Origin of the sequence: Legionella sheltonii (assembly GCF_026191355.1) — a bacterium.
Taxonomy (GTDB): Bacteria; Pseudomonadota; Gammaproteobacteria; order Legionellales; family Legionellaceae; genus Legionella; species Legionella sheltonii.
In genome coordinates this window covers 31,923-46,437 of the sequence record NZ_JAPHOQ010000006.1, presented here as the reverse complement: position 1 = coordinate 46,437, position 14,515 = coordinate 31,923, and the positions used below count along the sequence as shown (strand labels likewise).

Genomic DNA, 14,515 nt, shown 5'->3' with positions numbered 1-14,515 from the left:
ACTGACTTTTTCATTCAATCGTGTTCAAAATCGACCGTTCACAAGTTACCTTTTCTATCTGACCTATAACTCCTGAAGTGCATTCAATAAATTATCGATATCTTGTTCATTATTATAGTAGTGCAAGGAAACTCTGATACCGCCATCGCGCTGAGTGACCCAGACATTATGGCTTTCCAAGTGCTTCATGACTTTATCTAACTCGGGGAAAGGCCCTAACTGCACGATACCTGAGCGAGATTGCATCTCGGTGTCTGAAAGTACAGGTAGATTGAATTGATGTAATCGTTCTATCAAATAATCAGTCAGAGATGTAATACGCGCTGCGATATTTGAAATACCAATTTCTTCAATCAGATCAAGTGCCGCATTAAAACCGGAAAAAATAGTCATATTATCCCAGCCTAATTCAAAAACACGGGCAGATTGATAAAATTGACAACTTCCATCAAAGTTCATTGCAGACTGTACACTTCTCCAACCGATTAAAGCGGGAGTCAACTGTTTAAAGAAGTCTGGATGAATATAGATAAATGCTATTCCTTCACCACAGCCCATCCATTTATAACAAGAACAAACTAATGCATCAATTCCTTGTTGTTTTACATCGATAGGGAATGCACCAATTCCTTGAGTTCCATTCACAATAAAATGTGCGTCTTTTTTTAAGTGCTTAATTTGTTCCAAATTAAGCTTATAACCATTGGCATAATGAACGTAACTGGCAACAATTGAAGAAATTCGTTCATCTTCCTGTTGAGCAGAGTCTAATCGTGCGGCAAGATCCGCAGCTGAATCAGTCCATTTTACTGAATGTCCAGCATTTTCCCAAGGTAAAATCGATGAAGAAAAATCATTTTTTACAAGCAAAACAGAGTCTTTACGGGGGAGCGAATGAGCTAATGCGTTCATACCGAATGAGACACTAGGGATAAAAGCAATATGCTCTTTTTCTGCATTAATCAATTGAGCAATTTTTTCTCGACATGTTTCCATCAGCTGAATGTTGTCACCAAAAACTCTTCCCCCATTCAATGCCAGTGATTGGTATCGATCAGTCACTGCTTGAAGTGCTTGTTTGGATAAAGCGCCACCCCCAGCTGTCATAAAATAGGTTTGTTGATTTACAACAGGAAACAGTTCCCGGTATTTTTCCCAATTTATCATTATATTATAACCCTTCTTCGCAACAATAATTTAACTCCAGCCGTTCTTTAGCCTCTTCATCACTCAAGCCGTCTAACACGTAAAGAGTTCCTGCCTTAGTTTTTGCAATCCCTAATTTATTGGCGAGTTGACCGGGCATAAAAACATGGATATGTTCAACAGCAATAGACAATTGATGCATAATATCTGTTTTTAGTTGTTGAATTAATGCTGAAATTTGTGCTGAATTTAAATTGTTTAACAATTCAATTCTCAATTCAACGGCACCACCTCGAGTAATAATTTGGTAATCACAGGCAATTTCATCGTATTCAAATAAAATATTTTCAATTTCTATAGGAAAAGCTGTGTTTCCTGTGGTTTTGCACTGAATTAAATCTGCAGCCCGCCCCATCGCATTGATCACTGGAGTTGAATACTCACAACCACAGTCATTTTGTAATTTTCCAAAATCACCCGTTTTATAACGTAACAGTGGCATATGATTTTTATGGGTATTTGTTAAAACGATATTGCCTAATTCACCCTCATTCTTTATTGGTGTATTAAAATCATCTTCTAATAATTCAATAATCAAATAAGGTTTTGAAGGTAAATGATACTGATGTTTACTGCATGATACTAAACCACCACTATCAAGTTCCGTTAATCCGTAAACTCCATGAACAGTTGCTCCTCCATATAGCTTACTGATACGAGCAAATTTAGCTTTGGAAATAATTTCCCCTGTTAAAATAATTTTTTTAATTGAAGATTTTGCTGGATCAATACCTTGTGCACGCATTGCCTCGGCGTAACGCAGCGTTTCCAATGGGCGAGCAATAAGGAGCTCAGGTTTCATGCGGGCGAAAATTTCCAACATTTTTCTAGGTGAGCACAGATGAGTTTTTACACCAGTGGGGATAGCCATAATTCCTAACTGGTTTAACGCAGCAAAATATTTTAATCCAATAGGATTCATCTCAAAAGGCAATGCAATCACAGCACTTTTGACTTCGGTTTTATCTAAGGCGAGCCATTCGTATATAAAATTCGCGAATTCACGACTGCGTTCTGGACCTAAATCAGGAATAACAGGAAATGGATTACCCGAAGTACCACTGGTTTCAAAATAAGCAGGGGGTCTTTTGGCAAGTGCCTCATCAACAAGGACTGAAATTCCAGGATATTTTTTATCAAGAGTTGGGAAATGCCGGAGATCACTTAAGTCATTAATCGAAGCCGGAACGTTCTTGTAGATGTTGTTATAAAATGCAAAATTCTCTTTTACATATTGAATCAAATCATTAAAGCGATTACACAATACTTCTTGATCACTTTTGCTTAAAAATATACTCGACATATTAACCCCAAAAAATTGAATAAATTACTTCCATGTTTCATTGACGCGTTCAATATGTTGATGCTACGCATCTGCTAATGCTTCTTTGTCCTTGGCACCTATGCTGTAATTATTTTTAATCTGCATCATTAAGAAATCAGCATATTCCATTGGTTCAAATATTGGCTTTTTCTCAGTATTGACCGGTGCTATTACCGCATGAGGATCCGGTTCAAAAAATAGTGGAATAGAATATCTTTCTTTCCCAGAAACATTAATTACCCGATGTGGTGTTGAAATATATTCGCCGTTACTGAGGCGATGCATCATATCTCCTGTATTTAAAATAAAGGCTCCCTCTAGAGGAGGTACATCCAACCAGGTACCATCACATTGCTTCACTTGCAAGCCGCCAACTGAATCTTGCGCTAACAAAGTCAATGCCCCCCAATCAGTATGTGGTGCAATTCCATATTGATGCTCAGGAATGACTTCGGGTTGTGCTGGATAATATTGCAACCGTAAGAAAGTGGTTGGCTTGATAAAAAATTTATCTAATTCATAATAATTCTGGTTTAATGATAGGGAAAAAACACGAATTAAATTACGCAAAAGAAGTAAAACATTTTCACGATAATGTAATAATACATTCTTAAAATCAGGTAATAAATGTTCTGAAGGCCACTGATTAGGTCCGGCAAGATTAATACCTAATTTATAATCTTCATCTGTATCGGACACGTCATGACCCAATATAAATGCGGCGCTTTGATTCGGTATAATCGTCTCACCTAAAGTGGATAACTTAAAACGAGATCCTTGAATAGCCATATACCCGCGAAAAAATTCGTTTTGCTTTATTTTTAATTTTTCTTCTTCAGGTAAATGGTGAAATAGTCTTGATTGTTCAAAAATCGTTTCGAACATATGTTGAGAAATCCCATGATTAATAACATATGCGAAACCAATATTGGTATATACTTCTTTAAACTGCTGGGCTAAAGCGTGTAGATCATGTATTGAACGAGCAGTAAAAAGGGCTGAAACATCAATTATTGGGATTTGGCTAACTTTCATAAAAATTCCTTAAAAACCGCCTAAAACAAAACAATATTTGGTAAAAAATGCCCTCCCTAACATTTTGGCATCCTAACAAGGATGCCTCCTGATGCCTGATGTTCATTATTTCTTTTTAAAACGCAGATAGATCCACTGACATTTATCACTGTATTCATCAGTAACAAATAGTTCTCGAGTTTTGGCCATGCCAGGTGTTAAAGGCTTAGGATAAATAATGTAGTCATAGCCCATTTTTGCCCAGAGTGGCATTACAATAGGACATTCCTCTATGAGATAGTTCAATCCATGATTAAATAGGGTACTGGTATCCGTAGAAGGATTAATCAGGGTTAAGCGCTCAATATACGTCAAAACATTCGTATGAAGAGCAGCCTTATATTCTTCATTGTCACGATAGGCAGCATCTACACGCTCTTTAAGTGCTGCATAGTCTTCATGAAATAGAAAATCATCCCAACGAATGATGTTATGAGGTACATTCAATTTACTCAGTGCAAAAGCACTTCGTTCGAGCCAAAGATCACCTGCCTCTTTAGCAAAGATGTATGCTTTTTCTTCACCCAATCTGCCGTAATGATTATGCTTTTGTAACGTATCAGCTAATACAATGTCGCAGCGATCAAATGGATATTTATTAACGAGTTCAATTGTTGCTAAAAACTTCCCTTTTTCATGATAAGCCTGTCCAACACTAATAAATAACAGGGCCTTCTTTCCCTCAAAATTCATTTTCTTATTTTCACTCTCGATATCCAAATCAGAATATCTGAATGAAGCCTTATGCGTATTTAATTCTTCCGTGTTTACTGGGATCCATTGTTCCTCAACTTTATGTTCGACAGAAAACATTTAGAACTTCCTTTTGAAAATTGTTATTTTTTTAGCACTCCCAATTGCTAACTATTTAATTTTAAAGTTAAAAATATTTACAATTTGAGAGTTGGGCGTGATTATATCAATTATCCGTACTATTTCACTATTTTTTTTTCATTAAACATTAAAAATATTCACTTTGCTATTTACTAATTCAATAAATTTGTTTTTAATGCGCTCAAAATAAACGACTAACTTAAGTACTAGGCATATAGGATCCAAGATGGCTCAGCAGATGAAAAATCCGTTAAAATGGTATAGCAAGGAGATTAAAGACGGCCCTGCAAATTCTAGAGAACTTTCTTTACATGAAAAAAAGGTGGTCACTCAAGTTCTAGATATTTTGGAAAACAAAGATTCTGCATGGGATAACAGTACGGTCAAAAATACAATGCACCATGAACTTAGCCCATTATTCGACGAAGTCATGCATTCTTTAATCCAAGTTCGCGGATTTATAACCATAACCGGATTTCCCTCTGCCAATGATAAATACAGCGCCGACGTAATTAAAAAATTTCTTTTAGCGTTTTGTTCACACTTTGGTTCTCCCTTAATCCAAAATAAAAACAATGATCTTATATTTGATGTTAAAAGTATCGAAGGAATGACTCTTGATACCAAAGATTCGCGTGGTCCTTATGTGAAAGATGCTCTGCCAATGCACACCGATGCAGGAGCTATTCTTGGAATGTATTGTCTTGCATCCGCTGATGTTGGTGGTCATACGATACTTTCCAGTTCACGGACTGTTCATGATGAAATACAAAAAATAAGACCTGATCTTCTCGAGGTATTATATCAACCTGTATATGCGGATCGGCGTGGAAATGAACCAGCAGGCGAACTACCGTATGATTTAAGCCCGGTATTTGCAATGTATGAGGATGAATTGCGTTGTCAATATCATCAACCATTTTATAACGATGCGCAAAAAAAATTCCCCGAGCTACCACGCTTTACATCGCAACAAATTGAAGCGATGGAATTATTCGATCAAATTTCACTACGAGAAGATATTGCATTTGAGACAAAAGTAAAGCCAGGCAGCATAATTTTTATTAACAATGAAGAAATTCTCCATGGACGAACAACTTTTGATCACCCTGAAAATCAAACTGTTCGTCATTTATTAAGGATTTGGTTAAATACTCCGAAAATTAAACATACATTCCCGAGCTTTTTAGGATACCCAGGATAAAATAAATACAACACGGATGTTGCCACATTCATCTATTAAAAAATTCATTTGTTTTAAAATAGATATTAATTTACAATTTTCCCGCATACAATGGCTAAAAATTATCTTTTATAGCCTTTTTTTAAACATACTCTTGGGATGAAACGTGTCTACAACCAGCAAAGTCGATAATTATCAACATAAATGGTATGCATTTATGGGAATTGCCCTACTGTCTTTCGGATGTTATCTCGATTATACCGTAGTCAATGTCGCATTACCCACCATCCAACATGAATTACAAGCAAACCTAGTATCCATGCAATGGGTCATGAATATTTACTTTCTGGCATTATGCGTTTTAGCGACGCTAATGGGGGGATTTGGTGATTTGTATGGTCGTCGACGTTGCTTATATCTGGGGGGAGCGATTTTTGTCATTGCATCGATCATCGCCGGCGTTTCCTCTCACATTCATTGGTTGATTTTCGGTCGGTTATTGCAGGGAGTCGGTGCTGCAATTATATTTCCTTTAGGGCTTTCATTACTCCCCCAATTTTTCCCTGAACAAGAGCGTGGTAAAGCCGTAGCTTGGTTTGGCAGCATAGGAGGTATTGCATTAGCCTTGGGTCCGCTTTTGGGCGGTCTTATCGTGACATATCTGGGATGGAGATGGATTTTCTTCATCAATATTCCTATCTGCTTATTAGGGTATATTTTTTGTTTCAAATCTGTTTCAGAATCGCAAACTAATTCCCAACTGATTGCTTTAGATATAAAAGGGATGCTCTTACTTGCATTCACTTTGGGTAGCATCGTATTGGGTTTAATTTATACCCAAAGCTATGGTTGGAGCGCACCAATCACTTTAACCTGTTTTGCAGTGACTTTGATCATGAGCAGTTTATTGGTCAAGGCTGAAAATAATCATCCTAATCCTCTGATTGACTTTAAAGATTATTCCAATTTACTCTTTTCAGCCGGAGCTATTCTTGTCTTTTTAGCCGGTATATTAAGCGCCGTTACTTTATTTTTTGATCCCCTGTATTTACAAATTATAAAAGAGCAATCGGCACAATTATCTGGCTTTGTTTTATTCGCCATACCTGTCTCTGTGTTTTTAATTGCTTTTTTTGTAGGAAAACTAATTCATAATCTCGGATTGTTGCATACTATTTTGCTAGGGTTGTTCTTAGGGTGTTTCGCAACCTTATTACAAGTATTTTTTACCGGTAATGCCTCAGTATTCTACATTATTTTTGCATTTATATGCCTTGGCAGCATGTGGGCATTGGGTAATACTGTCTCAATCATTGCAGCCCAAACCGCAGTAGGCCCTGAACGTGCAAGTGTTGCAACAGGATCTATGGTTACTTTATTTAATATCGGTGGCTCTATAGGCTTATCTCTGGCAATTGTTATTTATAATTTTGTAACCAATCATTCTCTATCTTCGCTAACTAAAGACAACTCAAACGGCCTAGGTGAAACACAAATTTCCACTTTGCAAGAATTCATTGCCAATCCAACTCATTCATTACAACTTTCAGAAAATGATTTAACCCATCAATTGTTCAATAAAATATTCATGAATGGTTTTACTGGCGTGATGACGTTTCTATTTATCGCTTCTCTTATTGCCTTCTCAGTGATTTGGCGGGGCAAAAAAGTTGAAAGCAAACTGAAGTTAAATAAAATTACCCGTGTTAAGAACAATGGTTCTGTAGCTTAATCAGTAGCCTGGTGCTTGCAACCAGGCTCAAATTAAAAATCCCTTTCCGTTTATAACCAAACCTCTTGGAAAAAATAAAGACTCTGGGAAAAATGTGGCGACAACTAACCGTGAAATCGATCAGTAGCAGTGATCGGTTTTGCATGTTTTTCAATATATTCAATAACTTTTCCAGCAATATTAATGCCAGTAGCTTTTTCTACTCCTTCAAGGCCAGGTGAAGAATTAATTTCCAAAACCAACGGTCCATGATTCGAGCGAATTAAATCAACACCAGCTACTTTTAAACCCATTGTTTTAGCGGCGCTGACTGCAATTGCACGTTCTTGAGGTGATAATTTTACTTTGATTGCCTTTCCGCCTTGATGCACATTCGCACGAAACTCGCCATCTTTTGCCTGTCGTTTCACAGCAGCAACTACTTTCTCCCCTACAACAAAGCAACGGATATCAACTCCGCGGGATTCCTCAATGAATTCTTGTACCAAAATATTGGCATGCATTTCTTTAAATGCATTAATGATGCTTACGGCAGATTGATGGCTATCAGCTAGGATTACTCCTTTGCCTTGTGTTCCCTCCAATAATTTAATTACTAAAGGTGCCCCCCCAACCATGCGTACTAAATCCTCAGTATCATCAGGTGATTGAGCAAAGCTCGTTAATGGCATAGGAATACCTTTTCGCGCTAATAACTGTAACGAACGGAATTTATCTCGAGAGCGTGCAATAGCTATGGACTCGTTTAAAGTATACATGCCCATCGTTTCCATATGACGTAAGACTGCTGTTCCGTAATAAGTATTCGATGCACCAATTCTGGGAATCACGGCATCAAAATGAGGCAAGGGAGAGCCACCTCGATAATGAACCTTTGGACAAGAAGCGGCGACATTCATGTAACAATAGAGTGGATTAATTATTTTAATTTCATGACCAGCAGCCTCACCCTCCTCCTTCAAACGCTTGTGAGAGTACAAATGTGGATTAGTGGCTAATATTGCAATTTTCATGAAAAACGCTTTCCTCAACTTTTATTTTTATTATTAAAGTTCCATGTTGAAAATTTATTTATGACAGACTCATCTAAATAAAGCCTAGTCTAAAATTGTAAAAATCACATTGGAAATAAAAAAAATATATTTATAAAAAATTCCCCAATTAGGAAACCAATAACAGGTAATCTTTTGCTAATAAATCAGCATGATGTGGCGTAGTAAAAAATGCATTAAGTTCTCCTTGCGGATTAAATAGCATTAAAGCACCGCTATGCTGAATATCATAATTGGTTGCATCATCAACTCCCTTTTCAACCACCTTCGCATAGGCGATACCCATCTCTCGAGTCATTGATTTAATAGACTCTTCATCGCCACGTGCTCCATAAAAATTTGGATGGAATGACGTCACATAACCACGTAGTTTCTCAGAGCTGTCACGCTCTGGATCGATAGAGATCATCACGATACGAGGTAAATTCTTCACACCTTTGTCTTCAAGGATATGATACATTTTAGTCAATTCCGCCATTGTCGTTGGACAAACATAACCGCAGTTTGTAAAACCAAAAAACATTAAAGTCCATTTTCCTTTTAAACTTTTATTATCGAATGGTTTTTCATCAATTCCTGTCAATTGAAACCGATTCACAGGTCTTGGATTTTCAAGGTATGTACCATGAAATGTGGTCACATCAATTTTTTTCTTAAAATGGAAATGTTGACCTACAAAAATTCCTGAGAATAATCCTGCAAGAGCCAGCAAAACAACTACAGTAAAGGTAACACTTTTAGCCTTTAAACTCATTTTACCCCCTTATAGGAACATACAGGAAATAAGTCTCACAACACGTCACTCAAATGACTAGGCATTTGCATTGTGGCATGGGACTTATTTCATACACATTCCTTATAAATAATGATCAATCAATAAAAAAACAAACAACAACATCAAATAAACTATTGAAAATCTAAAGGTTTGCATCGCAACAACGGGCTTATCGGTACGATATAACTTGTGAGACCAAAACAAAAATCGTCCACCAAGCACTAAGGCCCCTATTAAATAAAACAAACCACTCATCCCGATAACAAAAGGCAGCATACTTACAACCAATAATAAAATGGTATATAAATAAACATTGAGTTTTGTAAACTCGATACCATGTGTCACTGGTAACATCGGAATTTGCGCATGTTGGTACTCTTCATAGCGATAAATCGCTAAAGCCCAAAAATGGGGCGGTGTCCAAATAAAAATAATTAATACCAACAATAAAGCTTGAGGATCCAATTGATTGGTGACCGCCGTCCAACCAAGTAGCGGTGGAGCAGCTCCGGCTAATCCGCCAATGACTATGTTTTGTGAGGTGGCTCTTTTTAAATAGCCAGTATAAACACCGGCATAGCCAATCAATGTAATAAATGTCAGTAAGGCGGTTAATTGATTTACAAAAACAACCAAAACGGTCAAGCCAAGAGTTCCCATGATTACAGCAAACCATAAGGCTTGATGCACTGAGACTTGGCCACTGGCCACAGGTCTTTTTTTAGTTCGAGCCATAATGGCATCGATTCGCTTATCCACTAAATGATTAATTGCGGCGGCACTGCCGGCACACAATCCAATACCAAGTAATGAAAAACATAATAAGGATAAGCTAACCCAACCCGGTGCTGCCAAGTACATGCCTACAACTACAGTCAACAGCATAAGCAATACAACTCGAGGTTTACATAACTCAAGATAATCACGCCAAGCAGCTGACGAGGGTTGAACTACATGATCAACGTGCATCATTTTGCCCCTTACGCGTAAAATGAAGAGTACTAAATACCGTTGCCAGTAAAAGCGCCGCAACGCCATTATGAGCTACCGCCACACTGATTGGGAGGAGATAGATTACATTCAAGATCCCTAAAGTAAATTGAACGAATATGAGTAGGAGCATGAACCCCGCTGCTATTTTGAGATAATTGAAACTGCTTCTTCGCAGGATCAATAGAGAAAGCACCAGGATATAAGCAGCAGTGATTACGGCCCCTAATCGATGAATCCATTGAATCGTTACCCGCACATCATGATCTAATAACCCTCCTTGATAATTAGCCCCTACTGGTGAAAATAAATTAAAGCCTTGGGCAAAATGCAAATCAGGCACCCACACTCCATTACACTGGGGGAAACCGATACATGAGATCCCTGCATAGTTTGAACTCACCCAACCGCCCAAAGCGATTTGTAGGAAAACAATGACCACCCCAAGACGTAACCAAGGACGCCATTGTGGTAAATCCTGCCCGCTTAATGAACTGATTTGCAATCGAAAGCGACTTAGACACGTAACGATCAAGATTCCGCCTAAAAGATGTCCCATAACCACTACAGGCAGTAACTTTAAAGTTACGGTCCACATTCCTAAAGCAGCTTGAAAAAAAACCAGTATGAGTAAAGCAGTAGGCAAATGCCAAGGCATCAAATGATTACCTTGTAAACGTTTGCGTAGCGCTGAAAAACCTATAAAAAAAATCAATAAAGCTAAAGACCCTGCGACATAACGATGCGCCATTTCAGTCCATGCTTTTCTAGACTCGATAGGAATTTGCGGATATTGAGTCTGTGCTGCCTGTAATTTTTCCTTAGCACTTGGAAGAACCATCTGTCCATAGCAACCCGGCCAATCAGGGCAGCCTAAGCCAGCATCCGTTAAGCGTGTATATGCACCCAACATCACGACGAACAAAGATAAAAGCACAGCAAATGATACTACATATCGTAATAATTTATTCTGCATCAGATTAATCACTCTTGTTTTCTGTGGTATTCAACAACAACTTCAAATCTTTATAAACATCCTCAGGATTGACCTGAGGGGCATAACGGAGAATTAAATAATTACCTGGATCAGCTACAAATACTTTTGCATGTGAAAATAATGTATCTTTTGCAATAAGCTCCGTCGCAGATAATGTCGCTACTTTAAAATCTATATCCTTTAAATAGGTTTGTTGTTCTTGCGATAAAGGAGGTGCTTTATCACTGAGAAGAAGCCATTGATCGACTTGATATAACTTACGTCCTAATGCCAGCCGAATACGCGCCAGAACATCCAATTGCTTCATACATGCCTGCTCACAAGCCTTAGGGCTCCAAAAAATGATCCGCCATTTAGACTTTCCTTCCAAAGTATCCAAAAGCACCGGTGGATTCAGTAAAATCCCCTTGTTGACCCGTGGAGCTCCTAACCAAGAAGGATGCTGGAAAAACAAATAAGCAGCTACTCCAGGAGCGGCAAATAGTACAACTAACAACAATAAAATATAATATTTACTGACTTGTTTTCTCATTTTTTATCTTCAGATTTAATGCTACAAATATAATTAGTACCACTGATGCCATAACAAACCACTGCAAAGCATAAGCTAAATGCCGCTGCGGAGGCATGGATACCGTCTCCCATTCACGCACAAATCCATTTGCATCTTGCTTGTCGAGGCGAATAATAAACGGAGAGACCGATTTTTGCAAAATTTGACTTATCAATTGATCATCTACACGTTCCAAAATGATTATTTTGTTCCCTCTCTCTTCTAAAGCAGGACCTAAAACCCATTGTTTTTTACTTGGAAAATATGCCGAACCCTGTAATTCTATTACTCCTTTAGGAATTTGAATATTTGGAAGAACTCGGCGGGTTAACTCACCAGGAACCCATCCTCGATCAATTATTACGAGGGTGCCATCAGATAACTCCAAGGGAGTTAGTACATCGTAACCAAATTGATGGTTATGATGCTGATTATCCAATAAGAATATTTGTGACAAATATTTCCCTTTCAATACAATGCGCTCATATTGTAAAGGCAATTTTTTCTTTGAGGACCAGAGAACTGGTTTTTGCCTTTCTTGTGTCTTTTGTGCAAGAATCATTTTTGTTTTTTCATCAGCGCGATTAATTTGCCAAAAACCAAGGCGAAGAAACAAAGAAAAAAATACGACAGCAAGAAGCAACATTGGCCAGCTTGGGGTGAAACGAAAATTAAAACAGGTTAAACTAGGCATCATTATTTAATTGTTCAAATGTTAGTCATAATCAGACGGCAATTCAGGAGTATAACAAATGATCACCAAAATTATCATCATCTTTGCCATGATTATCATCGCAGCCTCTCTAGCAAGTGGTCTTATTTTTCTTATTCGTGATTCAGGTAATTCCAAACGTACCATTAAAGCCTTAACCATAAGAATAAGTATTTCGGTAAGTTTATTTATATTTTTATTAATTGCTTTTAAACTGGGTTTAATTAAGCCTCATGGCATTTAAGTGGTTACTGCTCGGTGGGGCATGCTTAAATCCTAATAGAAGTCAAATTGAACGCTCAGGTTGAACCAAAAAGAGGATATAATATGCGTATCTTATTAATCAGTTTTCTATTTCTTTGTCATTGCATACATGCTGACACGATAAAGAACTACATGAATATTGCTGATAATATCCCTCAGATGGAAATTAAAGCAGACCCCCAAGCACAAGCCTGGGCCCGATCGGCCCGTCATGTTTTGACAATAACCTGCGAAAGCATTGCTGAAACAATGATTCAGGCAAATGAAATCGCAAAAAATCAAGGTAATCCTATTTTTTGCTTGCCACCAAGCGTACAACTGAATGCACCCACTCTTTGTGAATTGATTCAACAAACCTACAAAGAAATCTCAAGTCAGCAAAGTGATAAAGACTCCATGACCGTTTCACAAGTAGCCTGGTTGGGTGCGAGCAAACACTACCCATGTCAACAAAATACTGCAGCCAAAAATGAAATGCTTCATGTTTCTGCTGCGTTAGGTCAACCCTCAGCAGCACAACCACCAACAGAACAGCATTAGATGGAGGTCGAGCTTGTCCCGACAAAAAACTCTTCGGCGATTATTTTAATCAAAATGAATTTTATGTCGGTTCAAGACCAGATCGAAGTTTGATTAATTCGTTTAATGGCTATTTACTGAACTCTTCAAAGGCTTCTAAAGCTTCTGCAGCATACATTAAAGATGGACCACCGCCCATGTATACAGCCATACCTAAAGTTTCTAAAAATTCTTCGCGAGTTGCTTGTAATTTGATTAAAGCTTGCGCATGAAATCCGATGCAACCGTCACATTGCTTTGCAACAGCAAGAGCCATAGCAATTAATTCTTTAGTTTTTTTATCGAGTACACCGTCTTTAGTGGCTGCTTGCGCAAGAGCTGAAAATCCAGACATGACTTCTGGCATTTCCTTACGCATTTTAGCTAATTGAGTACTGATGTCTTTGGTGATGTGAGAAAATTTATCTGACATTGAGAAAGCTCCTTTTGTAACTACTCACTCTTGCTTACCTTCTTGCTTTTGGTTTAGAGGCAGTAAGTAAAGATTTAATAGAGTAATTGTATTAATAATTATGCCAAGCAGGCACTCTAATTTATCATTGGTGTAGGATATAAACTGTCTTTTATATCAAACTCACGTTAATTTACCGCATTACTTTGTTTAGAAAAAGGTTTTTGTAGGGTGCATGTCCGGTGACTCAACAGTATTTGGGGTAGCTTGCCTCGCTCTAGCACATTGTCAGGCCAAACCCGATTTACACGTGCTACACTTTGCTGTTAATTCTTTACATTATGGGTTCCTTAATTCATATATTAAATCAAAGAATTTTACATATCAGCATCCGCTAAATCTCCTTTAATCAATCTGACTTGCCCATGTATTTTGAGCAATTGCTGTTCTTTAAATAAAAAATAAGCGATCACTTCCGCTTCAATGGCTAAATTATTCAGATTGACTCCTTTAGGATAATAGAGGGCAAATACTTCATTGCCTGCTTCCATGAGGTGTTTATACTCAATGTCATTTATTTTCATATTCTGCTTTTGCTCGATGACATGAGCAATATAATCATTACGGTTCATTATTACCCCATTAATGCATTGCTCATATTCAGGATGAAAAAATTGTTTTACTGTTGAAGCGACATCGAAATTGGGATCGTAAACTGACTCCCAAATACGTTTCAATAGATCGGAATAAGACATATTGGACTACCTTATTAAATGACTTTAATTATGAATAATAATTTTGTTATGTTGGCATCATAAACTGAATTAGAGGTTAAGAAAAATTTATAAA

General features: G+C 37.6%; 16 protein-coding genes. 4 read left to right on the top strand and 12 right to left on the bottom strand.

What is annotated here, in order from left to right:
- Positions 1-63 precede the first annotated feature (63 nt).
- From OQJ26_RS07790 to OQJ26_RS07775, 4 genes are all read right to left on the bottom strand, one after another.
- Positions 64-1,167: an aminotransferase class V-fold PLP-dependent enzyme gene (locus tag OQJ26_RS07790; RefSeq protein ID WP_265703310.1), complete on the bottom strand. Its 1,104-nt coding sequence runs from the start codon at positions 1,165-1,167 to the stop codon at positions 64-66.
- A gap of 4 nt (positions 1,168-1,171) precedes the next feature.
- Positions 1,172-2,509, bottom strand: a complete 1,338-nt coding sequence (locus OQJ26_RS07785; RefSeq protein WP_265703309.1) for a phenylacetate--CoA ligase family protein — start codon at positions 2,507-2,509, stop codon at positions 1,172-1,174.
- A gap of 63 nt (positions 2,510-2,572) precedes the next feature.
- Positions 2,573-3,565, bottom strand: coding sequence for an isopenicillin N synthase family dioxygenase (locus tag OQJ26_RS07780; protein WP_265703308.1), 993 nt, complete (start codon positions 3,563-3,565; stop codon positions 2,573-2,575).
- 105 nt (positions 3,566-3,670) lie between these two features.
- Positions 3,671-4,417: a tRNA-dependent cyclodipeptide synthase gene (locus OQJ26_RS07775; protein WP_265703307.1), complete on the bottom strand. Its 747-nt coding sequence runs from the start codon at positions 4,415-4,417 to the stop codon at positions 3,671-3,673.
- A gap of 247 nt (positions 4,418-4,664) precedes the next feature.
- Here OQJ26_RS07775 and OQJ26_RS07770 point away from each other — a divergent pair, with 247 nt between their 5' ends.
- Both OQJ26_RS07770 and OQJ26_RS07765 read left to right on the top strand, forming a co-directional pair.
- Positions 4,665-5,642: a TauD/TfdA family dioxygenase gene (locus OQJ26_RS07770; protein ID WP_265703306.1), complete on the top strand. Its 978-nt coding sequence runs from the start codon at positions 4,665-4,667 to the stop codon at positions 5,640-5,642.
- Between the two features lie 145 nt (positions 5,643-5,787).
- Positions 5,788-7,353 (top strand): MFS transporter, encoded by a 1,566-nt coding sequence (locus OQJ26_RS07765; RefSeq protein ID WP_265703305.1) that lies wholly within the window; start codon positions 5,788-5,790, stop codon positions 7,351-7,353.
- Positions 7,354-7,457: 104 nt separating this feature from the next.
- Here the strand turns inward: OQJ26_RS07765 and rimK are convergent, their stop codons facing one another.
- From rimK to OQJ26_RS07735, 6 genes are all read right to left on the bottom strand, one after another.
- The gene (gene rimK, locus OQJ26_RS07760; RefSeq protein ID WP_265703304.1) at positions 7,458-8,366 is read right to left on the bottom strand and encodes a 30S ribosomal protein S6--L-glutamate ligase; all 909 of its coding nucleotides are present in this window, start codon (positions 8,364-8,366) and stop codon (positions 7,458-7,460) included.
- A 148-nt stretch (positions 8,367-8,514) separates the two neighbouring features.
- Entirely contained in the window at positions 8,515-9,159 is a 645-nt protein-coding gene (locus tag OQJ26_RS07755; protein ID WP_265703303.1) for an SCO family protein, read from the bottom strand.
- 102 nt (positions 9,160-9,261) lie between these two features.
- On the bottom strand, positions 9,262-10,149 hold the full coding sequence (gene cyoE, locus OQJ26_RS07750) for a heme o synthase (protein ID WP_265703471.1): 888 nt from the start codon (positions 10,147-10,149) through the stop codon (positions 9,262-9,264).
- The gene (locus OQJ26_RS07745; protein WP_265703302.1) at positions 10,139-11,146 is read right to left on the bottom strand and encodes a COX15/CtaA family protein; all 1,008 of its coding nucleotides are present in this window, start codon (positions 11,144-11,146) and stop codon (positions 10,139-10,141) included. Before OQJ26_RS07745 ends, cyoE begins: the two co-directional genes overlap by 11 nt.
- Positions 11,147-11,150: 4 nt before the next feature.
- A complete protein-coding gene (locus OQJ26_RS07740) occupies positions 11,151-11,699 on the bottom strand; it encodes a hypothetical protein (protein WP_265703301.1) in 549 nt (182 codons plus the stop codon).
- Complete coding sequence (locus tag OQJ26_RS07735; RefSeq protein ID WP_265703470.1) at positions 11,680-12,414, bottom strand: SURF1 family protein; 735 nt, start codon at positions 12,412-12,414, stop codon at positions 11,680-11,682. The genes OQJ26_RS07740 and OQJ26_RS07735 overlap by 20 nt, the downstream gene beginning before the upstream one ends.
- A gap of 58 nt (positions 12,415-12,472) precedes the next feature.
- On the opposite strand from OQJ26_RS07735, the gene OQJ26_RS07730 reads away from it, so the two are divergent.
- Together OQJ26_RS07730 and OQJ26_RS07725 are read left to right on the top strand one after the other, a co-directional pair.
- Entirely contained in the window at positions 12,473-12,676 is a 204-nt protein-coding gene (locus tag OQJ26_RS07730) for a twin transmembrane helix small protein (RefSeq protein WP_058477128.1), read from the top strand.
- Positions 12,677-12,759: 83 nt separating this feature from the next.
- Complete coding sequence (locus OQJ26_RS07725; RefSeq protein WP_265703300.1) at positions 12,760-13,236, top strand: phosphatase; 477 nt, start codon at positions 12,760-12,762, stop codon at positions 13,234-13,236.
- 109 nt (positions 13,237-13,345) lie between these two features.
- Here OQJ26_RS07725 and OQJ26_RS07720 read toward each other — a convergent pair whose 3' ends face one another.
- Together OQJ26_RS07720 and OQJ26_RS07715 are read right to left on the bottom strand one after the other, a co-directional pair.
- The gene (locus OQJ26_RS07720) at positions 13,346-13,687 is read right to left on the bottom strand and encodes a carboxymuconolactone decarboxylase family protein (RefSeq protein WP_028380892.1); all 342 of its coding nucleotides are present in this window, start codon (positions 13,685-13,687) and stop codon (positions 13,346-13,348) included.
- Positions 13,688-14,043: 356 nt separating this feature from the next.
- Entirely contained in the window at positions 14,044-14,421 is a 378-nt protein-coding gene (locus OQJ26_RS07715; protein ID WP_265703299.1) for a hypothetical protein, read from the bottom strand.
- Positions 14,422-14,515 lie beyond the last annotated feature (94 nt).